Here is a 21,939-nt window from a genome sequence, read left to right as displayed (position 1 = left end):
CTCCACATCACTTTGAACAGGATAATTCCCTATTACTGCAGCAAAGACAACGTGACCTGGATGCTCTGCTCAACAAACAAGCGGTCCGGTCCTGACTTCATCAGAACAGTCAATCCAATCATGGATACAACCAAAGATTGCGCGACCGCACTCGCGTTCAAGTGAGCAGACAATTCCCCCTTTTGCTGTCCACGTTCTATGGTTTCCTTGAAAAGAACACCCAGATACATCTGATGCTCCCGTGTAAGGACAGCGAATTTAGGATCATGTGGAGCCAGTTCAACCATCGTATTAATGCAAAAACAGCCGTGGCTAGGCTCGGTCACACTCCCCTCTGCGCCGATATGTTCAAACAGTTCTCGAAAGGCTTCTCGCACGGAGGAGCCCTGTTGAAGTCTGGCTCTGACTTGTGCCGCATGCTGAGTGGTATACCTGCGAAGCGCAGTTTCAAATAATTCCTTCTTATCGCCAAAAGCCGCGTACAGACTGGGACGTTGAATGCCCATTGCACTCGTCAAATCACTCAAAGATGCCGCTTCGAATCCCTTGTCCCAAAATGTATGCATCGCTGCATCAAGTGCTTTATCCGTATCAAATTCCCGTTGTCTAACCATACAATCCACCTCTTTATGTATCGATCAGTATATTTATTTATTTTAACCTCATAACAATAAATAAGTCAAAGATCACTCATTTGAAACAAAATGAGTTCCAGAGATAAAGCGTTTTAACTACATTAAAAATCTCATGCAACTCTCTGTTGACAGTGTTCATGCAAATAAAGTATGTTTATCCCGAAACATAAAATACCGATCAGTACATAATAGAAAGGGGACATCCATCATGCAAACTTCTTCTTCAGATGTACAATTAACCACTAAGGAACGTCCTGCCATGTCACGCTTAGTTGCTCTTCTCTTTGCCGTGTGCAGTGGACTTGCAGTCGCCAATATCTATTATGCTCAACCTTTGCTGGACTCGATTGCTCAAGAATTCAACCTCTCTCCATCATCCATAGGGGTTGTTATCACAGTGACTCAAATATGTTATGCTCTGGGGCTGTTTCTCCTCGTTCCACTTGGTGACCTCTTAAACCGCCGTAGGCTGATCATCACCCAAATGCTCTTATCCGTACTTGCACTGGTTCTCGTAGGAACCGCACAGTCCAGCTCACTTTTATTCACCGGTATGGCTGTCGTAGGTCTGCTCGCGGTCATTACGCAAACATTGGTTGCCTTTGCTGCACACCTGGCAGCACCTTCTGAACGAGGTCGCATTGTCGGGCAGGTCACCAGCGGAATCGTCATTGGCATATTACTTGCACGAACGGTTGCAGGTACGCTGAACGATTGGCTTGGGTGGAGATCGGTGTATCTCTTCTCTGCCAGCCTTACTTTACTCGGAATTGTGGCCTTGTTTCTTGTTCTCCCAAGGCAACAATCCCCACATGTGAAACAAAGTTATGTCCAACTACTCGGCTCCGTCTTGCTACTATACCGTGAGTTGCGTGTATTACGAGTACGAGGTGTACTGGCCATGCTGATTTTTACAGCCTTCAGCATCTTGTGGACTTCCATGGTTCTGCCGCTAAGTAGCCCTCCACTTTCTCTGTCTCATACGGTCGTAGGTGCTTTCGGCCTCGCAGGAGCGGCAGGAGCATTGGCTGCCGCCCGTGCAGGTAAACTCGCCGATCGGGGCCTTGGGCAAAAAACAACCGGTATCTCTCTTGTCATTCTGCTCTTGTCCTGGCTGCCCATCGGATATGTCCATCACTCCCTCTGGTTCCTAATCATGGGCGTTATCCTGCTCGATCTTGCCGTGCAAGCCGTACATGTTACCAACCAGAGCCTGATCTACGAAGTTCGCCCAGAAGCACAGAGCCGCCTGACGGCAGCGTATATGATCTTTTACTCGATCGGCAGTGCAACCGGCTCCATCGTTTCTACTCAAGTGTACGCATGGGCAGGTTGGACAGCCGTTTGCTGGTTAGGTGCGGGAGTTAGTGCAGCCGCACTTCTGTTCTGGATGATCGATCGTTATATGCATCGGAATCTAGGTCATTGAATTAGTCCAGTTTATTCCACACCACAATAAACAGGGTTGCTAACGGACCAACGAACAGGGAAATCAGAAGCCAGTTCCGACCGCTTCTGTTTTTTCCCTGTGCCAGCCCGGCATTGATCAAGGCAAGAGTGCCCCAACCTACATAATATTCATTGTCAAACAAACGTCATCTCTCCTTTATGCATTTCATTCTGGAAGCTGTTCAAGCATCGCTTTGAGTTTACGATTACGACTCTCCAGAAATGCTTGCATGTATCTTTTCAGTAGAAGGCGCTCCGCTGCCCAACCCAGTAATCCAAGTGGCGCTTCAAACCGTAGCGTGTCTCTCATGCAGGTCTTCTGATCTCCAATCACACTAAAATGATGTTCATGTCGCATGCTCTTGAAAGCCCCCTTCTCCATCTGATCCACAAATAGAAACGGTCGTTCAAACTGCACAATTCGGGACTTCAGCTGCTGTCTGACCCCCAAATGGGTAGCTTGAAATGTAACGGTATCACCTGCTCCAATTCTTCCTCTGGTTACTCCTGCGACGGCTCGTTCTCGCGTATGTTTCCAGACAGTCTGTGTATGTAAGTCAATATTCCGGGCATAGTCAAAGCACCGTTCTATCGAGGCATGTATCGTAATCTCGGTTGATATTTCAATCATGACGATCGCTCCCATAGGAAAAATAAGGTCTTTGCAAAGTATACGCTTGCTTCTTTGGTCGAACAACACATAAAGGTTGATATAACAAAAAACGGGTCCCCTGTCTTAGTGCAGGAGGCCCGTCTTTCAAAAAAAATGGAAATGATGGATTTGCGATAACCATCAATTCTAAATAAGCAATTCATCAATGGCAAGCGTACGCTCTTTGGAGAGATCGCGATATTCTTCCGATTCCACTTTAATGAGCGGTTTGAAAATATCAGACGTATTGTTCATGACAATTACACCTTTTTCTCCGTTGCTGAGCAGAACCTGTTTCCCGATGAAGTTAGGAAGCAAATGTTGCATCAATGCCTGAACCGGCTTTTCATTCAATTTGCCAAATCCCATTCCATAAATATCTCTAAGGTTGTTAATCAGGTTTGGATTGCTGCCTCCGTGGCTTCCGGATCTCATACCAATATAGATGTCGGCTACAGATACAATCTGGGTATATGGATGAATTTCACTTTTCTCAAGCTGCATCGGATAACCAGACCCATCTTCCCGCTCGTGATGCTGTAGAGCAACCAGTGCTGTCGCTTCATCCGTCATGGAATTTTTGATAATTTCATGACCATATATGGTGTGACGTTGCATTTCCAGCTGCTCGTCCGCTGTCAACGGTTCTGTTTTGTTCCGAATCCGGTGGGATACTTTACACTTTCCGATGTCATGCAGATAACCACCACGACTAATCTGGTAACTTTCCTTCTGAGAATATCCGAGCCAGTTCGCTAGGTAGAAGGACAACAAACCTACCTGGATTGAATGTGTATAGTTATTGACGTCATCGCGTTCCAGCATCATCAGGAGATGAACGACATCTTTCTGCTCATCCAGTCCCTCAACCATCGGTTGCAGTGCATCATCCACCATAGTGGCGTTGAACTTGCCAACAGTCAGAGCTTCGAGAAAAGCATTTTGATAATTATGTACAGTCTGAATAAATTGGGACTTCATCTCTTCTTCAGGCGGCTCTTCCTTCGTGCTTACGCTTGACCCGGAAGCATGCTTTGCCGCTGCAGCAAAAAATTCGGCCTCCGTAATTTCCTCTTCACGTGATTCAATATCTACATAATCTACACGGTGCTGCATAAGCAAGGAGATATCCTCACTTTTGATCACAGTTCCCTTCCCGAGAACGTGTAATCCTGCATCGCTGAATGTATCCGCAGTCAGACGGTCTCCGTCTTGCAGGTTCATAATATGGATTCTCAAATCGGTATTCCCCCTGAACAATTCATTATAGTAACAGCACCCAATGGAACGGGGCCACAAAAATACCTATACTTCTTTATATCGTTATAATTCTTCATTTCATACATAGTTCAAACGACCTTAATCGCAAAGGTAAATACGAACATATAAGACTTTATCCTCACTCCAAAATTCAAATTAGTCCCGGTTTTAAACTTTAACTCTTTGCGTCTCATCGCTGTATCAGGGCAGGCCAAAGAAGTTCAAACTCATTCGTTTGAACTTCCACAAGAAATCTCGCACTAAATTTTGATCGAACCCAGACTTGCTCCACTCACAAATAAACGTTCGATGCTCTTCTCGACCGAAGGATCAGGAATCAGCGGCGGTGCCTGGTGAGGTTTGGTACGCGCATCAATAATAATCTGATCACAACCCCAGTGTTTGTGGTCATACCCGCTATTAACTCCATACATGTCATGTGAAGGATTGCTGCGGGTAAACGTGGCCCACAAGAAGTTACTGAGATTAGCACTCAGGAACGAACTGTCATCACAGAGGATAATCATCGGACACGAGTCCAGTCCTCCCTGTTCTGACAATAGAGACGTGAATGCTTGCATCTCCTGTGCTGTATCCGCGTAACTTGTGAAGGCTGATGTCTGGATGGAGACGATGCCCGGCATGATGAGCTGCGGATTTTCATATCCGCGTATGTTTTTCAAAGACTCTGGAACTTCCGTGCACAGATCCCGAATCTTATCGCCATATGCTGCAAAAACGACCTTGCTGCCGCTGTTCAGTCCCGTACCCGAATAATCCAGTGTATCAATCGTCGTATGCGTGTGGAAATGAATATCTCGCTGCAGGTCCATGCGCTCCAAAATATAGGTCAGGAATTCAACTTCCTTATGGGTATCCAAAGGCTGCTGATCCTCAGCGGTAATAAACAGATATTTCGCCAGACTGAGCTGACCCGTACCCAAAATACGGTTGGCGATCGTAAGCAACTCTGTCGGCTGCTTCACCGCCTGATACGGCGTGTAACGTTCACTGCCAATGGCGAACAACAATGGATGGACCCCTGCCGCATCGACTGCATGTACTTCTTTGACGCCCGGAATCTCCTGTTTGATCGCGTCTCCTGTAATCTCATGAATCAAATCGCCAAACGCTGTATCTTCTTGTGGCGGACGACCAACAACCGTAAAGGGCCAGATGGCATTAGGTTTGGCATAGACTTTATGCACACGCATTAACGGGAATTCATGCGTCAGACTGTAATAACCCAGATGATCCCCGAACGGACCTTCAGGCTTCGTCTCGCCTGGGTAGATATCACCCGTGATGACAAAATCGGCATCATTACTGATGCAATACCCGTCCTTGTAACTGTACCGGAAGCGACGTCCAGCGAGTAAACCGGCAAATGTCATCTCACTAAGTCCTTCAGGCAAAGGCATAACGGCTGAAAGTGTATGTGCTGGTGGACCACCGATGAAAATACTCACTTTCAGTGGTTCACCTTTTTTGACCGCTTTGGCTTGATGTATACCGATTCCGCGATGAATCTGATAGTGTAATCCAATTTCCTTGTTCATTTCAAAATCATTGCCATTCAACTGAACCCGGTACATCCCCAGATTGGAATTCATGATGCCTGGTTTATCCGGATCTTCCGAATATACCTGCGGCAATGTCACGAATGCCCCACCATCCATTGGCCAATGCTTGATAAGCGGCAGGTCCGAGATTTGAATCTCTTGTGCGGACACCGGGAGGCTAATAGACTTCTGTTTCGGCAGCGCCTGCCACGCAGCAAGACCTGTACGGACATGTTGAAATGGCGTCTTAAGCGCCTTTATGGGATCGTCACGAACTGCCATGACCCGTTGTACGCCTTCAAGCGTACCGCGGAACATGAATTTGCTTCGTTCCACCGTGCCGAACAGATTCGATACAGCCTGGAACTTCGAGCCTTTGACATGTTCAAATAACAACGCCGGGCCTTTAGCCTCGTGCACTTTCATATGGATGGCGGCCATCTCCAGATGAGGATCAACCTCTTCTTTGACCCGAATCAAATGACCGTGCTGCTCCAGATCGTTAATACAATCTTCCATATTGCGATATTTCATTGAATGGCTCCATTCTGTGTATGATAAATTGATTAAGTTCATAGATTCACATAAAGTCTCTTCTATCTTATCAAATGATCCACCGCTAAACAAAACTATATATGAAATTTTGTCGAGTATACTTCTATCAAAAAAAGCAATATGAAGCAATATGAATCCTGAACGCACAGGAATCAATTGTTTGCATATTGCTTTTTTCTATTCTGCGTGCCTTATGATGCACTAACCGATCTGGGAATCGTGACCATAAACTGCGTACCTTTTCCTACTTCGCTCTCGACATCAATTGTACATTGATGCAATTTCAAAATTTTAATCACAATGGACAACCCTAATCCATTGCCTCGAAGTGAGCTGCTTCGCGCTTTATCCACCATATAGAATCGATCAAAGATATACGGTAGTGCTTCCTCAGGTATTCCTTGCCCAGAATCTCTAATCAATACCTTCACGAATGAAGATGACGTCTCAATCTCGACATGAATGGTACCCTTAGGGCCGGTGTATTTGATCGCATTGTTGATTAAATTCTGCCAGACCTGATCAAACAAATCTTTGTCCACTGTGATCTCACAGGGCAACAAGTCCAATTCGATCTGGATGTCCTTCTGCGACCACTGCGGCTCCGCCAGTAAGATCGCCCTTCTTAATTGTTCATCGACCTGGAACGTGGTGAAATGAACCGGATGATGCTCCGAATCCAGCGAGGCTAGCCGAAGCAGATTGTCACTGAGCCTCGATAAGCGCAGCGTTTCCTCATAGATAATATCCAAATGCTCTTTCTGCTCTTCTAATGGAATAACCCCATCTTGCAGTGCTCTGGTAAATCCCCTGATCGACGTGAGCGGAGACTGCATTTCATGAGAGACGTTGCTAACAAAGTCATCACGAACCGAATCGATTTTTTGCAACTCACTGGCCATATGATTAAAGCTCTCCATCAGTTCCCCAAACTCATCCTGATTATTATGTTTCAAACGAACCGAAAGATCCCCTGAGGACATCTCCTTCGCTGCAACCGTTAATCGCTTTATCGGTTTCACAATGTAGCCGGACATGAACAGGATTAACAAACTTCCAATGACCAAAACTGTTAACAGTGAGGTTAAGAGCGTGTTTCGCAATGTATGAAAAAGAGAAGAGAAATCGCTCTGAATCAGAAATGTACCTATCCCCTCACCTGTTCCAGGAACGCCTATGGTCGCAATTCCATCTATACTGGACATAAACATGGCATCCGTTGTACCCGTTTCAAATAACGATTGGACTTTATCCTTTGGCAAGGAGGATAACACTTCACTTTGTTCAGTCACGGGAGTGATATTCAACCCGTAGCGGGCAAAGATATCGAAGCTTGATTTCACTTTTTCCGGATCATCGATCAGGTTAATCAGTGTAGCGAGATCTTCTGCAAAGGTAACCATAAAACGATTTGGCGTCTTTTCCTGGGACCCATTATTGATCATAAAGGAGAGGATCAGACTCACCAGAACAATCCCGATAAATGTAGCTACGATACGAAGGCGCAGGCTTTTCCTAAACATGTTCATGCCCGCTCCAGACGATAACCAAGTCCTCTTACTGTTGAGATGACTAACTCAGGAACATGCTCAAGACGTTCCCTTAACCGCTTGATATGTACATCAACCGTACGCTCATCACCTTCATAATCGATGCCCCATATATCATCAATAAGTTGTGTACGTGTGAATATTTTCCCTGGCGAACTCGCCAGAGAAAATAACAATTCACATTCCTTCTTTTTCAATTCAATCATTTGTCCGTCCGCAACAACCATGAGATTGCCCAAATCAATCGTTACACCACTGACCTGAATCAGGTTCGATGAACTTTTGTTATATCGTTTCAATAACGATTTTACACGCAGGATTAACTCCACGGGATCAAACGGTTTAACGAGGTAATCGTCTGTTCCTGCATTAAATCCTCTGACTTTGTCCTTCGATTCTCCCTTGGCAGTTACCATCAGGATCGGAATATCCAGATAAGACCGGATATCTTCTGTCAGTTCAATGCCGTCTATTCGCGGCATCATTACATCCACAATTGCCAGATCAACTTTCGTATGAGAGAGAAGATCCAACGCCTCTTGACCGTCTGATGCTTCCAGCACGGAAAATTGATTTTTTTCAAGATAGATTCGGATTAATTTGCGGATATGGGAATCATCGTCCACCACCAGAATCGTGTTCATGTAGCCATTATCCTTTCCGCAATTGAATTTATTCGTATCGTAAAGATTCCATCGGGTCCAGCTTGGCCGCTTTTGATGATGGCATCAAACCGGCCACGATACTAATCACTGTACTTACCACGAGACCAAACAGGATATAATATCCCGAGAGATTGATCAGTTTTGCTCCAAACGCATTGTCCAGAAGTATATTTAACACATAACTTATGATCACTGCAAAGATTACCGCAATGGTACCACTAAATACGCCCAGTAAGGCTGATTCGGAGAAGAATATTCGCTTGATATCTTTCTTTCTTGCTCCAATCGCCCGAAGAATTCCGATCTCCTTCGTCCGTTCCACGACACTAATATAGAGTACAACCAATATCATAATACCAGATACAATCAACGAAATGCCTGCAATACCCGCGAGTACAATGGATGCCATGCTTACATATGTCGTGATATTCTCCATGACTTTGGCCATTTGGGAGCCTGCAAAACCAGCGTCAACAGCAGCTTCATTAATTTCATTTACATATTTCATATCGGTTGCATAGGCGTTAACCTGAATCGGCCCAATCGTTATTCCTTTGTCCGTATACATCTGCTCCAACGTCTCAGATGAGATGTATCCCGGGGATTGTTGCATTGGAGAACGTGGTTCTGCCGCTTCGTAGATCCCTGATATGGTTACTTCTTTCTCCAACGTTACCGGTTTATTAGTGCTATCCATCTCATTGATATATAAAAACACAGACTTGCCGATCATGGAATCAGCTTGGTCATTTCCGCTTAATTTATTCGCCGTATCGAGGGGCAACAACATCTGATTTCCTACCGGCAGAACACCTGTTGTTAGTAATGCTGGATCAAAAGCATCCGTTAACGTTGTTAACTGCGCAAGTCCTACACTTTGTTGTTCATTCACCATAGTCGATTGGCCCGTAATGGTCGTGATTGTCTCTACATGATCTACATTAGGGAAATTGCGAATCGTCTCGATATCCGCTTCGGTGAACGGTTCACCTGTCGCCATCAAGGCCTCAGGACCTTGCATGTTTTTGGCTTCTTCACCCGGCTTGGTTATATCCACGAGCAAAGGGTCCATACTTGAATTGATTTCGTCGTTCATATATGTCGTTATACCATTTCCCAAAGAAAGCATCAGGAGTACACTTAATATACCTATAGATCCACCCAATGCTACCAATATATTACGCTTGGCGTTGAGTTTCATATTTTTAAGTGCCATGTTGAATGAAGCAAGCAATCCCAGGCTTCGGGAAGAGTCCTGGCCACTCTCGTAGACAGCCCTGGAAGGATCTTTCAGAAGAATATCGTCACTAATACGTCCCTCTTCTACTTTTACGATCCGTGTACCTGAGTCAGCGACTTTCTGAGAGTGGGTTACGGCGATGACCAACATTCCCTTTTTCGCTATACTGTCCAGCAAAGCAAGGATTTGATCTCCATTCTCCCGATCCAGAGCACCCGTTGGTTCATCTGCGAGAATAATATCCGGATTGTTGGATAAAGCCCTTGCAATGGAAACCCGTTGCTTCTGACCTCCAGATAATTGGTTAGGGCGCTTGTATAGATGATCCTTCAGTCCGACCTCTGTTAATATATCAACGGCACGCCGGTTCCGCTCCTTCTCATTCGTGTCCGTCATTTGCATCGCAATTGTAACATTTTCGAGGACAGACAGATGCGGGATCAGATTAAAGTTTTGAAAGACAAAGCCGATATTATTCTTCCGATAATCATCCATTTCCTTCTCTGTCATGGCACTTAAGTTCTTGCCACGAACAATGACTTCCCCTTCATAATCGGAGTCCATGCCACCAATAATATTCATTAGTGTCGACTTACCGCAGCCAGATTCACCGAGGATGGAGACGAATTCGCCTGTCTCAAAACTCAGGTTCAAACCGTGGAGTACCGGAACTTTTTCTTTTCCATATAAGGTGTATGACTTCTTCACATTTTTGACTTCGAGTATTTTCATATGGATCTCTTCCTCTCCTGGTCAAGCACAATATCTATCTATTTGATGTTCATAGCGTAACAAATCAGTGTGAACTGATAATGAACTGGAGCATTGGCCTGTAGGAGTGGTTCAAAAGAACGATATGTAAAAAAACACCTACACTTATTTTGAAATAAATCATTTCAAATAAGTGTAGGTGCAAGACAACCCGAATCCTTAGATATGGACTCGGGTTGTCTTATTTCGTTACTGCATTTGATAGTATAAGTTAAACTAATCATTTACACATAACGGAGAGGACAGAAAAAACCTGAAAAAGCGAAGCGTTCGCCTTTATCCCCGGATTTTCCCCTTTGGAAAAGGGAATCAAAAAATCTGGGGATAACAGCGATTGGAAGGTTATTCTGTCATCGTAGTGTCTGTGTAAATAATCTTTAGTTCAACTTATATCGTTTAGATCAATCCGGCTTTTTGCAGCAATCTTTTCACAATCGCCGCTGACTGCGCACGACTAATGTCTGCCTCTGTCATCAGCTTGCCATCAGCACCTTGAACCAGCTCTTGTTTGATCGCCGATGCAACCGGCTCAGCTGCCCATGCCTGTACTTTAGTGCTGTCGCTGTATCCGCTTAACAGACTTGTTGTCTCTGACGCGTCGGCCTGTGCCAGACCGACTAGTTTCATCGCACGTGACACAATCGTCAGCGCTTCAGCACGAGAAATTTCGCTGTTGGGACGGAAGCTGTCGTCAGCATAACCTGAGATCAGGCCGTAGGACACAGCCGTCTGAACCTCATCCTCATACCAGCTTCCTGTCTTCACATCCGTGAATGATCTCGCTTCTGTGCTAATCGGGGAGTGCAAACCCAAACCTCTTAACAGAACGGCCGTAAACTCTGCTCGCGTAATACTCCGATCCGGCGCAAACACGTCTTCACCAGTACCTTGTACGATCAGTCGGGATGCCAGATCTTGTACGTCATCACGACTCCAGTGATTCGTTACATCGCTGAATGTGGCCGGATGATAGATCAGGGCATACGTGCTGTTGGTCAAGCTGTTAATAATAGCAGAGTCTTGTCCATTGCCTTTGATAACCTTGGTCGGCACATGCAGAAGGCTGCCATCAGGCTGAAGCACAACTCCAGTCGTGATCTTAGAACCATCCACACCCTCTGGCAATGTGATAGAGCGCTCTACATAGGAGTTAAAACGATCCACATGAACTTGCTGTCCATTCCAGATGGCTTTGACTTCAAAATCAACCGGAGCTGCAGCCACTGTAGTGTTCTCCAGCTTGTCCGCTGCGGCCTGAATGGCTGTTTGCTTGGATGCAGCACTAGGTTCAATGGCAATCTGAATCGTGATATCTTCCATTGGAACGGTGCTTCCGAATTGGTTAAGAACCTGATCAATCTGAATCTGATTAGCCGGGAGGCTGTACGTACCGCTGTCTGTCTGAATGACAACTTCGGCATTGCTTCCTTCCATCGTTTTGACCAATTTGCCGTTCAATTCACCAACGACCGCACCCTTGCCAGTACCTGTCATAGGCAGCAGGAGAGTTCTTAGTCCACTTCCAATCTGATTGATGACTTTGTCATTATCCACGTGAATCGTGGTGGTGACCTGATTGTTTACCGTTGATGTGGTAGCCGTGGCAGATTGTTCTTGTTTCTGTCCGTTCACATAGATGTCTACACCTTTGGTTACCGCTGGAGTAGAGGGAACAGGTGTAACCACTGGTGAAGTTGGCGATACACTGCCTCCTCCTCCCGAAGAATTACCTGGATTAGGTGTAGAATTGCCACCACCTGAGTTTGCTGCTGTAATTGTGATGGTTCCACCGGACAATTCAGTGTAGCTCTGATGTTCCACATTCGTAAAATGCCAATGTTCTGAATCCGTTTGATCTACGGATAGCTGTTTCGTTCCAGGCGTCGCGTTGCTTTTGGCCTTGATCTCCATATCAAATAATTGGGTTTCATCTAGAATTGAATGGTCACCCCCGGTAAAATCAACCCATATGATTCGTACCCAGCCTTCCGCACTGTTAATTTCGTACTGGAAATCTGCTACACCATCTTCATTTGGGGAGGTAGCGATGGCGTTAATCGATTTAGGCGTGATCCGAACAATTTCCAGTGCAGACGTATCATAATCAATCTGCATATTATAAGCTTTCACTCCGAAATAGGACTTCTTCAATGCAACAGGTACATGAACGGTCTGCCCTGCCTGTACGCTCACATTTGCAAATTGTACTTGTGATGGTTCTACCGGTTCTGCTCCAGCTACATTTGGCAAAATAAGTGAAGAGAGTAATGTCAGTGCGATCAGACCCGACATTGTTTTTCTGATTCTAGGACGTTTCTTTTTCGGTTGAAACATGTAATAGCCTCCATGTCTGTATCAATTAATAGATCGGTATGGTAAAGATAGAAAAAGTGTTGTTATTCGTTAACTAAAATAAAGAATATGAATTAATCAGGAAATTGTATTTTTTCTTTTCCAACAATGAATGTCCGTCTAGGCTCCGTATTTGGGTTTGAAGTGGAGTGGGTAATAACTTCAAGCACAAGATAATGATTCTCGTCCTCAGATGTAACACTATGCTGTTCTCGTGTCTCCCCTACGATTGGCACCCTATCTTCTCCTAAAGCGTCTGTTGCGCGGTACCACTGATAAGAAGGAGTATTAAGGGTATCATCATAATCAATATCCATTAAATAGTAATCAACAGCAACTGCACTCTCCATGTAATCCTTCAATTGACCATTCAGTACATACGGGGCATCATCCACTTGCTTGAAGGTCAACACATAGTCGTTGTTTTTCCCGCCAAGTGTTTTGCCTTTATATCCTTTTAACAAAGCATCCATATCCCCCAGTGTGGGTTCCGTATTACGATCCACGTCCATACGGTTCATCTCTACATAGCTAAATCCGCGGCGACTTACCATGTTGCGCAAATAATCGAACAGGTCTGCTGCATCCAGAGAATTCACTTTACCGTCTGCATTTACATCCCCTTTTTTACTAATGTAAAGTTCAATGTTATCCGTAACAGTCTCTGGTACATCAGATACAGTATATCTTGCTTTCAATTCAATATTGATTTTGCCGCTCTTGTAAGGAACAACAACCAATGTACTCTCATTTTCTACAGTTTCTATATATACCCTAGCTATACTTTCATCATTTGAGATGGCTGTGAGCGTATTAAACTCATCTGATCGAAAATGTGTACTTAGATTGATTCTGACTGTATTATTGATGGTTACCTCGATGGGCACATCGGGTACAAAAGAAGGATTATTTTGTTCTGATGAATAACTTAACCAGTTGATGCCATCATTAAGAACAGGTCGCGAAATGTTTATTACCGGACCAATCGCTCCTGCGTTAGCCTGCGGGAGCGTTCCACCTATAGGCAATGCAATGCCCAATCCGAGCGCAGTCAACATGCTTTTTTTCAATATTGGCTTAAGCCGTTTTTTGTTTTGTTTCCCCTTCAATTCATGTTCCTCCTCGTGTACATTTCATATTTGAACAACTACATGCTCAGTATAACGAGGCATTCTGAACCAATTCTGAACAGGACCACAGAACTATTCCCAGTTGTAATTCGACAAAAAACGCCATGGAGTAAGCCTCCATAGCGTTTTGAACACAAATATTTTTCCAGTTCGGATTAAATTCACTAAAAATTAAATTCCCTCGACAATTCTATTGGCTCTAACCTTCACCTCACGGTAAAGTTCTTCCTCATCAATCGTTAACAACTTCCTGCCTTGCATGAGGATCTGACCGTTCACGATCGTAGTGTCCACATCCGCCCCATTTACACTGTAAGCCAGTAGCGACTCTACCTCATGTACCGGTTGAAGATGTGGTTTCGCCAGATCGATCAGGATCAGATCCGCTTTGCGACCTACCTCAAGTATACCCACTTCATCCTGTAAACCCAGCAGACTCGCACTTCCGCCTGTAGCCATGTGTAGAACGTTCTTGGCTGGCAAGCGAGTGGGATCGCCATAGTCGAGTTTTTGCAGCCAGGTTGCGGCTTTGATCTCCTCGAACATATCCACGGTTGTGGCACTTCCCGCTCCATCCGTTCCGATCCCCACGTTGATTCCCTGTTCCAACATCTCGGTAATTGGAGCGATCCCACACCCCAGTTTCAGATTGCTGACCGGATTGTGTGCTACACCACCTCGCATACCCTTCAATCTGCCGATGTCCCTTCGATTGAGGTGTACGCCATGCGCAAGCAGCACATGTGCCTGTTCGAACATCCCCGCTTCTTCCAAGTACTCTGTCGGTGTCATGCCATAACGCTCACGAATCTTCACGACTTCTTCCTTCGTCTCAGCCAGATGGATATGCAGCGGGATATCCCCCTTGACAGCCATGGCAATGACTTCAAGGAGCGGCTCCATTGGACATGTGTATGGGGAGTGGGGTCCATACATGGTTGTAATTCGCCCATCGGCGGCTCCAGACCAGCGCTCTACAAGATCAATCGCTTCCTGCAACCTGCGTCCCCCATCGTCCTCCATGAATACCATTCCCCGTGTCAATGATGCCCGGATGCCCGTTTGCTGAACAGCTTCCGCAATCTCATTCATATGAATATACATATCCGCAAAAGCCGTGCTACCCGAACGGATCATCTCGGCGATGGATAACTTGGACCCCCAGTAGATGTCTTCCGGGTTCATCCTTGCTTCGGCAGGCAGCATTTTACGTTCAAGCCAGTCCATTAGCTTCAGATCATCCGAGAATCCCCGGAGCAGGCTCATTGGCGTATGTTGGTGGGCATTAATCAGACCCGGCATGGCGATCTTAAGGCGGCCATCGATGATCTCATCTTGCGGTTGCGGCAAAATGTGGTCAGCAATCTGCGTAATGCGATCTGCTTCAACACGAATATCCCCCGTAAAGGGGGCATCGGCATCTTTCATCGTTAGGATCGTAGCTTGCTGAATCAGTATACTCATTACATTCACAGCTCCTCTGGATTGTTTATCGTTCCTTCCATATCCGAGGTTAAGCCTTAACGTAACGGCAAGGTCAAGTCATTTTAAATTTTGGATCGTCATCTTTCTGAAACTTTGTATAAAGGGTTTGGGATCAATTTCAACCATATATGGATACACGCCTGTACTTGTGTGCAGATAGAAAAACCCACCTTTATCACCCATGCGGCGAAAAGACATATCAAACACTTCCGTAATGTTGAACTCGCGGTATTTGGTCACAATTTTATCTGAATACAGAATCATGGAGCGGGCATTCATCTCAATCTCTTGGGCGAGTCCCGTCACTTCTCTCTGTACTCTGTAATAAGGTAATACAGCAACGCAGTCCATGATCTCCCTCCGATCTGCCATGTTTATGTTCCATCATAGCAGATCGGAGGGTGCGAGCAAAAGAACATGAATCTAGGTGATCTGGGTCGTCACCTGTAGAGGCGTATGAAGTGCATCCTGAATGTCCTGTAAAGAGAAGACCTGTTCAATATGAAACACACCATGTGGCAATGCTGACTCTGTTTTATATACGTGTTCGGCCACAGCTGCTGCTACGGCTGCTGTTGCATCTGCTTCCTTATCCCCAACAAGCAATTGCTCGACGCGAACTTGTTCCCCATTTTCCCATCCAATGGCATCGACCTTGACCGCATAGATCGGCTCTCCGCCAGGAATAAGACCAAGGGCCTTCACTGTTCCATTACGAATAGACGGTATACGCAGCAACGAAAACAACCCCGCACGTTTGGAGATTGCCATGGATGTTGTGATCCAGCGGGAGTCCAGGCATAGTCTGGTCGATACAGTTGGAATACGTAAGGTCCGAGCAACCACGTGCTGGTCCGAAAAGTTAAATCGATAGGCCTTCCGGTTTCCCAATTCCGCTCCAAAATCGATCCTTTTGCCATCTCCGAAACTTTGCACCTCCGTAGGCTTGCCCTTTTGCATCACCTGGTAGGTGGCATTCATCTGATCAACCGTCCACTCCACAGCAGCTTTTCCGTGTTTCTCCCCGAGTCCCAGCATCACGGTAATATCTGCTTCCTCCACCTGATCCATATGCATGGTCGCTTCACGTACAAGCAAATTCGTTACTCCCGGCGATAATCCAACGCTGAGTATCGCGGTCGATTTGGAATGTTGCATTTTGGTGTGCAGTTGTTCAACCTGGGCGAGAAAATCATATTTTGCAGAGATATCAATATAGTCCGTTCCAGCTTTTGCGCAGGATTCAACAAACCGGGTATCACTCTGATCGACACACATGATGACCAGCCTCACAGACCGTAACATGGACGGCTCCACAGGTTTGGTCACATCCAGTTGCAGGGGCAGTACCGCACCACCTGTAGACCTGCTGAATTCTTCCGCACGGTTCATGCGTGTACCTGCTGCCCATACTTTACCCGGGAACAATTTTCCCAGTTGAGTACATATCATCTGCCCTACTTGACCATAACCGCCAACGACCCAGATCTGATCTTTCACAGGCTTCACGTTAGTTTCGAATTGCATAATACCCCTCCACCCAGAACGCCCCGAAGTAACGTGTAATATGTGAGAAACCGCATTCGGTCAGTAGCTGAGTCATCTCTTCAGAGCATATTGGATCGGATTCACGGCCCAAGGAAGCTGCAAAGCGCTCCCACTCTTCAGGAAGCACACCCACACTGAGCATGTGATCCTCCCAAGCTTGCATCATGACTGGATGTGCAGGTGAACGAAGATCGGCATTTACAGCCGCAACGATTAGGGGTGCACCCGGTTTAAGTCTCGCTGCAAGGCTGTTCAGAAACGTTCTTTTGGCCTCCATCCCTTGAAGGAAATGCAACATGAGCATGCTTGTCGCCCCATCATATAAAATATCCTCCGGCAATTCTTCAACCGTCACAGGTTGCAGCGTCACTCTGGAGCCAATACCCGCTTCCGCGATTCGTTTCTCAGCAAGTTGCAACATCGGCAGCGAAGGATCTACTCCGGTGAACACCCACCCGGTATGACGTGAACCAAGCAGAGCTAATTCTTTTCCCCCTCCAGCTCCTGCAGAAAGTATATGAATACCGTTGTTATCCGCAAAATATGCTGCAAGCAGCCGTTCCATCAGATCATGCATATGAGAATAACCCGGAATTTTCAGGGCTATCGATTGTTCGTAACGATGAACATCTGCTGTTTCCCAGCTCATCGGTGATGGCTTGTGATTCATGGACACCGCGCTCCTCTTGAATTGAAGTTAGACTTGACTCGTTGTTCGTCTAATTTCATTATAGAAGGATACGCCAAGCCTACAATCCCAGAACATTGGGATATGCGCATAGAGAGAGGAGAAACTTTGTTGACATCACGTATTGACCGGAGCCACAGACTTATCACTTCTCTTGAAAAAGGAACCTGGACTTCACGTACCTACCGGGAAGCTGTTCTCAAGCAGATCCAGACGGTTATACCGTTCGACGCATACTGTTTCACCACCGTTGATCCTTTGACTCTTCTCTCCACCGGAGCCGTGACAGAAGAAGGCATTGAAGCCATTCATGACCGGTTATTCATGAATGAATACATGGAAAAAGACATACATAAATACGCTGAGTTAATTCGCAGCGGTGAACATACAGCTACACTTCACACGGCCATGAACGCACAGCATGAACAAAGCCCACGTTATATCAACATTCTTCAGCCAGCGGGGTTCGGTGATGAACTGCGCGCTGTATTCGTCAGTGGAGACGCTTGTTGGGGATATCTAACCCTGTATCGCAAGACTGAGAATTCTTTTTTTACAGAAGAAGAACGGTTGCTGATTCAGACCTGGACTGCTTCGATTGCATCGATGCTGCGGTCAACAAGTCTGACACTTGTGGAGGAAATCACGAGTGGAAGTCCTGAGGAACCCGGGATTATGATCACCTCGGATACGTTCCAGCTCTTATCCCTGAACGCCCCGGCGGAGTATTGGCTGTCCCAATTGCGTATGCTGGAACATATAGGGCCGGATGTTCTGCCCCGTCCGGTACGTGCAGTCAGTTCCCACTTGCAGCGCAAGAATCGGGCAGAACGGGCTGACGATACTCAACTCACTCCCGACTCGCCCTCCAAAGTCTGTATCCAGCTTCCGGATGGCCGTTACCTCATCCTTCATGCCAGTCTTATGCAACAGCTCGTGGGACCGGATCAGATCGCCATCCGTTTGGAGCAGGCGATGCCGCAGGATTTGCTGCCCTTGCTTGCCGAGAGCCATGGATTATCCAGTCGAGAACGGGAACTGCTGGGTTATGTGCTGCGCAGCTATTCGTCCAAAGAGATTGCTGCAGCGATGCATATTTCAGTCTATACTGTTCAGGATCATTTGAAATCGATTTTCGCCAAAACCAAGGTATCCTCCCGTCGCGAGCTCATCTGGTATTTCGTTTCCCGTTTCCAACTGTCGGATGAACCGGCAATATGACGTGACAGAACAGAAGAATAGCTGCTCAATAGAATGCGAGTACATTTAATCTACTTCGTTTCTTGAATACAGCAAAAAAAGAAGCCGATCCTGAAGGATCGGCTTCTTTCTTAACCTTTTGCTACGTATCACACGTTCATTACTACATACATAAAGCGGCCGTAATTTACGTCCATATGTTACCCTACGACTTTGCAGGTTTCCGAGTAGATTTGGAGGAACCAGATTTTTTATTCTTTTTCTGACTCACTTCCACAATTACAGGCTCCTGCGGGTGTTCTACAGGGTACATCTTGCGGAATAATAACGTCTGTAGTACCAGGAACGAACCCCCAACCGTCCAGTAGAGCGGCATGGCTGCCGGGGCTGATAGAGAAAAGAATGCCATCATTAACGGGGAGATATATCCCATAATAGCGAACTGTTTTCGCTGCTCAGGCGCCATATTGGCTTGTGATACCTTGGCTTGAATCAGATAAATGACCGCAACCACCACAGCCAGTACGTAGTCCGGCGCGCCCAGTTTGAACCAAAGGAACGAATGGGAGGACAACTCCGGTGTAAGTCGGATGGCTGTGTAAATTCCTGACAGGATAGGCAACTGAATGAGCATCGGCAAACAACCAATATTCAGCGGATTGAACTTATGCTTCTTGTATAGCTCCATCGTTTCCTGAGACAGCTTTTGCTTATCAGCAGGGTCATTTTTGCCTTCATATTTTTTCTTGAGCGCATCCATCTCGGGTTTCATGGCGTTCATAATGACTCGTGTTCCCTGCTGGGACTTGGCTTGACGCATCATCAATGGCAACAGCGCCAGACGAATGACCAGCGTAATGACGATAATTGCAACCCCGTAACTTCCGCTAAATAGAGTAGCAATATGCTGAATCAGATAAGACAGCGGAAATACAATATAGTGATTAAAAAATCCCGGTGTCGATGAAGTAATCTCCGACACGTTGTTGCTGCATCCGGCAAGCAGCATGACTGCAAACAATATAGCAATCAGGCCATAGATCCGTCCCTTGCCCGATCCAAAAGTGAATCCCTTGTTAGTCTTATTTTCCATATATATCCTCCTCGTTGATTTGTTGACCAATCGTTCAACGAGGAATGACAATCTGAATCATCTTCATCGGGCGCTTCTCTTCGTCTGATCAAGCGGCTCCAGACTTCCTGTCTGTGTTGTCTATCCAAACACAATGCGGGAAGTACGGGTTCAAGTCCACCACCCACGCCACCTTCCATCCAGTACTCTGTCATGCCACAGTGTAGATGGGCGATATAAGCATAGCTAACGGTGAAGATGAGTCCAATCGAGAATAAATATGGTAATAACTCCTGCAGTTCAAACAAGGGATTCACCCCCTTTATAGGTTAGTTTTTATATTATAACACTTACATATTGTTTTTGCATAAATCCGTTCGTGAAAACAGCCAGTATTCAACTATTCCGTTCTCAATTTGGACATTTCTAGCTCAGCTCTGTGTTTTGCAACGTTATAAGAAGGCCAGGAACGATTGGATGTATCCCTCTCCAGATAGGCTTGACGTTCCAGCATTTCTCTCTTGAGATCCGGGTACTCCTTCAGAGCAAACTCTCGAAGTAACGGAGTGGCATCTGCCGATAGACTTGCCAGGTAGGATGCATCAATATTGCCAGTTTGATGGTAACGTTCTATGTTCAATTGGGCAATCCTGCGATCCATGCCCACATAATTGACGGCAACATAGGCAGTAAGTGCCAGTATAATATAGCAGCGAATCAACGGAATCGACGTGTAACGTATACGAAGGCCGGCAATCAGCAACAGAAGTGCCAGGAAGATCATGAATGCGTGTACCAGGAACCGGATGTACGTATATCCATATGCCTGTTCATAAAGATTTAGGCGCATAAACGCGGAATATAACATAATTGCTGAACAGCTGACCAGAATCAGGAGAAGTGCCTGATGCACGATCATGCCTACTTTTCCACTCGGACGTGTGAATTGCAATGCAACAATAAGAATAAAAAAGTTAATACCTGTAACGAGAACCAACTCTGCGAATCCACTTCTCGCATACTCAGCGTATGACAGATCTACCGGAAGATGCCCCTCTCCCGCGCCAAACAGATACGAAAACTGTACAAGTACGAACATAACGTACACACAGTTGATGACGATCAGCATGGTACCCACAATGATGGGGTCCAATCTGAATGGTTCCCGATGAACCGGAGTGCGATCGGGCTCGGGTGTAATTTTATTCGTAACCTGACCCTTAGGGAGTGGACCCACAGGAGAGAATATGTAGGTGTGATCACGCTTATCATCAAGCGTGGGTGCTGCTCCATTTTTCCAATGTGCATTCTCTCTCTTCTCTGCCTCATATTGCATCGGCTGGACAAATCCCCATACATAACCGAATAACAATATACCTCCGATGAACATCCAGATGATTCTTGGCAGTCCTGGTGTAAGGGTCAGTTGATTTAACCACTCCGGGAAACCGGATAAATATTGATCGAAGACTCCGTCAGCTGAAGACAGTAATGCGACAACTACAATGAGGATAGGCAAAGACGCCACGAGACCGATAATCACTTTGAAAACAACCGTTTTCTGTGATTTGCCCATGCCACGCCCGCCTGCTCTCACAGCAATGGCCGCAACAGTCCCCCAATGACGTATGGCTTGAGGCAGTAAATGGTCAATCGCCGTACCAATCAAACCAATCTCCCACCACTGCTTCTGTTTTCTACCCATTAGATACGTCATATGTAAGATGATGAGGCCCGGTACAACCAGAAAATTAAGTACACGCAGCAGTTCGTTATCGTATAACAGGAACGTTAGCGATAACAACAACACTACACCCGCCACAAAAGCATCAATCAACTTGAAGGACCTAATACGGTCCCGTGCAAACAAATACATAAAGACATAAAAGAAAATAACAAAGATTGGATAAGATACTCCTAAATCATTACCATAGAATAAATACTGGTGAATGATAGCAAGTATCCATGCAGACAGTAGCGTGATTAGAGCACGATGCGGTGAATCCATTATTTTATCAATCATGGGAAAAACCTCCATTAACCTTTCTATGACTAATTTTAGATGATAAAATAGGAATATAAATAGAAATTAAAATCAATAAAACTTCTTATTTTAGAGAAATCC

At 45.8% G+C, this 21,939-nt stretch carries 19 protein-coding genes; 2 read left to right on the top strand and 17 right to left on the bottom strand.

What is annotated here, in order from left to right; translation table 11 throughout:
• Positions 1-32: 32 nt before the first annotated feature.
• On the bottom strand, positions 33-614 hold the full coding sequence (locus ACTHPG_RS08055) for a TetR/AcrR family transcriptional regulator (protein WP_440388595.1): 582 nt from the start codon (positions 612-614) through the stop codon (positions 33-35).
• A gap of 229 nt (positions 615-843) precedes the next feature.
• Between ACTHPG_RS08055 and ACTHPG_RS08050 the strand changes: the two genes are divergently transcribed.
• Positions 844-2,064 carry an MFS transporter gene (locus ACTHPG_RS08050; RefSeq protein WP_440388594.1) on the top strand — a complete coding sequence of 407 codons (1,221 nt, stop codon included), beginning with the start codon at positions 844-846 and terminating at the stop codon, positions 2,062-2,064.
• A gap of 1 nt (position 2,065) precedes the next feature.
• Here the strand turns inward: ACTHPG_RS08050 and ACTHPG_RS08045 are convergent, their stop codons facing one another.
• The 13 genes from ACTHPG_RS08045 to ACTHPG_RS07985 form a co-directional block, all read right to left on the bottom strand.
• A complete protein-coding gene (locus tag ACTHPG_RS08045) occupies positions 2,066-2,227 on the bottom strand; it encodes a hypothetical protein (protein WP_440388593.1) in 162 nt (53 codons plus the stop codon).
• A gap of 23 nt (positions 2,228-2,250) precedes the next feature.
• Positions 2,251-2,715, bottom strand: coding sequence for an SRPBCC family protein (locus ACTHPG_RS08040; RefSeq protein ID WP_440388592.1), 465 nt, complete (start codon positions 2,713-2,715; stop codon positions 2,251-2,253).
• A gap of 168 nt (positions 2,716-2,883) precedes the next feature.
• Positions 2,884-3,975: an HD-GYP domain-containing protein gene (locus tag ACTHPG_RS08035; protein ID WP_062834101.1), complete on the bottom strand. Its 1,092-nt coding sequence runs from the start codon at positions 3,973-3,975 to the stop codon at positions 2,884-2,886.
• A gap of 281 nt (positions 3,976-4,256) precedes the next feature.
• On the bottom strand, positions 4,257-6,092 hold the full coding sequence (locus ACTHPG_RS08030; protein ID WP_440388591.1) for a UbiD family decarboxylase: 1,836 nt from the start codon (positions 6,090-6,092) through the stop codon (positions 4,257-4,259).
• Positions 6,093-6,304: 212 nt separating this feature from the next.
• Positions 6,305-7,636 (bottom strand): ATP-binding protein, encoded by a 1,332-nt coding sequence (locus tag ACTHPG_RS08025; protein ID WP_440388590.1) that lies wholly within the window; start codon positions 7,634-7,636, stop codon positions 6,305-6,307.
• A 2-nt stretch (positions 7,637-7,638) separates the two neighbouring features.
• The gene (locus tag ACTHPG_RS08020; RefSeq protein ID WP_440388589.1) at positions 7,639-8,307 is read right to left on the bottom strand and encodes a response regulator transcription factor; all 669 of its coding nucleotides are present in this window, start codon (positions 8,305-8,307) and stop codon (positions 7,639-7,641) included.
• A gap of 28 nt (positions 8,308-8,335) precedes the next feature.
• Positions 8,336-10,300: an ABC transporter ATP-binding protein/permease gene (locus tag ACTHPG_RS08015; protein ID WP_440388588.1), complete on the bottom strand. Its 1,965-nt coding sequence runs from the start codon at positions 10,298-10,300 to the stop codon at positions 8,336-8,338.
• 435 nt (positions 10,301-10,735) lie between these two features.
• On the bottom strand, positions 10,736-12,673 hold the full coding sequence (locus ACTHPG_RS08010) for an S-layer homology domain-containing protein (RefSeq protein WP_440388587.1): 1,938 nt from the start codon (positions 12,671-12,673) through the stop codon (positions 10,736-10,738).
• A 92-nt stretch (positions 12,674-12,765) separates the two neighbouring features.
• Positions 12,766-13,800, bottom strand: a complete 1,035-nt coding sequence (locus tag ACTHPG_RS08005; RefSeq protein ID WP_440388586.1) for a dockerin type I domain-containing protein — start codon at positions 13,798-13,800, stop codon at positions 12,766-12,768.
• A gap of 192 nt (positions 13,801-13,992) precedes the next feature.
• Positions 13,993-15,285, bottom strand: coding sequence for an amidohydrolase (locus tag ACTHPG_RS08000; protein WP_440388584.1), 1,293 nt, complete (start codon positions 15,283-15,285; stop codon positions 13,993-13,995).
• A 78-nt stretch (positions 15,286-15,363) separates the two neighbouring features.
• Complete coding sequence (locus ACTHPG_RS07995; protein WP_440388582.1) at positions 15,364-15,657, bottom strand: hypothetical protein; 294 nt, start codon at positions 15,655-15,657, stop codon at positions 15,364-15,366.
• 72 nt (positions 15,658-15,729) lie between these two features.
• A complete protein-coding gene (locus tag ACTHPG_RS07990; RefSeq protein WP_440388581.1) occupies positions 15,730-16,833 on the bottom strand; it encodes a saccharopine dehydrogenase family protein in 1,104 nt (367 codons plus the stop codon).
• The gene (locus tag ACTHPG_RS07985; protein WP_440388580.1) at positions 16,817-17,524 is read right to left on the bottom strand and encodes a class I SAM-dependent methyltransferase; all 708 of its coding nucleotides are present in this window, start codon (positions 17,522-17,524) and stop codon (positions 16,817-16,819) included. The genes ACTHPG_RS07990 and ACTHPG_RS07985 overlap by 17 nt, the downstream gene beginning before the upstream one ends.
• Before the next feature lie 129 nt (positions 17,525-17,653).
• Between ACTHPG_RS07985 and ACTHPG_RS07980 the strand changes: the two genes are divergently transcribed.
• Positions 17,654-18,763, top strand: coding sequence for a helix-turn-helix transcriptional regulator (locus ACTHPG_RS07980; RefSeq protein WP_440388579.1), 1,110 nt, complete (start codon positions 17,654-17,656; stop codon positions 18,761-18,763).
• Between the two features lie 184 nt (positions 18,764-18,947).
• Here ACTHPG_RS07980 and yidC read toward each other — a convergent pair whose 3' ends face one another.
• From yidC to ACTHPG_RS07965, 3 genes are all read right to left on the bottom strand, one after another.
• Complete coding sequence (gene yidC, locus ACTHPG_RS07975) at positions 18,948-19,835, bottom strand: membrane protein insertase YidC (RefSeq protein WP_440388578.1); 888 nt, start codon at positions 19,833-19,835, stop codon at positions 18,948-18,950.
• Positions 19,772-20,122 carry a hypothetical protein gene (locus ACTHPG_RS07970; RefSeq protein WP_440388577.1) on the bottom strand — a complete coding sequence of 117 codons (351 nt, stop codon included), beginning with the start codon at positions 20,120-20,122 and terminating at the stop codon, positions 19,772-19,774. The genes yidC and ACTHPG_RS07970 overlap by 64 nt, the downstream gene beginning before the upstream one ends.
• Before the next feature lie 92 nt (positions 20,123-20,214).
• Positions 20,215-21,837 (bottom strand): DUF4153 domain-containing protein, encoded by a 1,623-nt coding sequence (locus tag ACTHPG_RS07965; RefSeq protein WP_440388576.1) that lies wholly within the window; start codon positions 21,835-21,837, stop codon positions 20,215-20,217.
• Positions 21,838-21,939: the final 102 nt, after the last annotated feature.

Source organism: Paenibacillus sp. SAF-068, assembly GCF_051967555.1.
Taxonomy (GTDB): domain Bacteria; phylum Bacillota; class Bacilli; order Paenibacillales; family Paenibacillaceae; genus Paenibacillus.
This window is presented reverse-complemented; position numbering and strand designations above follow the sequence as displayed.

Bases quoted from the DNA above. Each gene is read 5' to 3' on its own strand.
- ACTHPG_RS08055 (WP_440388595.1), bottom strand. From the start codon at position 614: ATGGTTAGACAACGGGAATTTGATACGGATAAAGCACTTGATGCAGCG.
- ACTHPG_RS08050 (WP_440388594.1), top strand. From the start codon at position 844: ATGCAAACTTCTTCTTCAGATGTACAATTAACCACTAAGGAACGTCCT.
- ACTHPG_RS08040 (WP_440388592.1), bottom strand. From the start codon at position 2,715: ATGATTGAAATATCAACCGAGATTACGATACATGCCTCGATAGAACGG.
- ACTHPG_RS08030 (WP_440388591.1), bottom strand. From the start codon at position 6,092: ATGAAATATCGCAATATGGAAGATTGTATTAACGATCTGGAGCAGCAC.
- ACTHPG_RS08025 (WP_440388590.1), bottom strand. From the start codon at position 7,636: ATGTTTAGGAAAAGCCTGCGCCTTCGTATCGTAGCTACATTTATCGGG.
- ACTHPG_RS08020 (WP_440388589.1), bottom strand. From the start codon at position 8,307: ATGAACACGATTCTGGTGGTGGACGATGATTCCCATATCCGCAAATTA.
- ACTHPG_RS08015 (WP_440388588.1), bottom strand. From the start codon at position 10,300: ATGAAAATACTCGAAGTCAAAAATGTGAAGAAGTCATACACCTTATAT.
- ACTHPG_RS08010 (WP_440388587.1), bottom strand. From the start codon at position 12,673: ATGTTTCAACCGAAAAAGAAACGTCCTAGAATCAGAAAAACAATGTCG.
- ACTHPG_RS08000 (WP_440388584.1), bottom strand. From the start codon at position 15,285: ATGAGTATACTGATTCAGCAAGCTACGATCCTAACGATGAAAGATGCC.
- ACTHPG_RS07995 (WP_440388582.1), bottom strand. From the start codon at position 15,657: ATGGACTGCGTTGCTGTATTACCTTATTACAGAGTACAGAGAGAAGTG.
- ACTHPG_RS07990 (WP_440388581.1), bottom strand. From the start codon at position 16,833: ATGCAATTCGAAACTAACGTGAAGCCTGTGAAAGATCAGATCTGGGTC.
- ACTHPG_RS07985 (WP_440388580.1), bottom strand. From the start codon at position 17,524: ATGAATCACAAGCCATCACCGATGAGCTGGGAAACAGCAGATGTTCAT.
- yidC (WP_440388578.1), bottom strand. From the start codon at position 19,835: ATGGAAAATAAGACTAACAAGGGATTCACTTTTGGATCGGGCAAGGGA.
- ACTHPG_RS07965 (WP_440388576.1), bottom strand. From the start codon at position 21,837: ATGATTGATAAAATAATGGATTCACCGCATCGTGCTCTAATCACGCTA.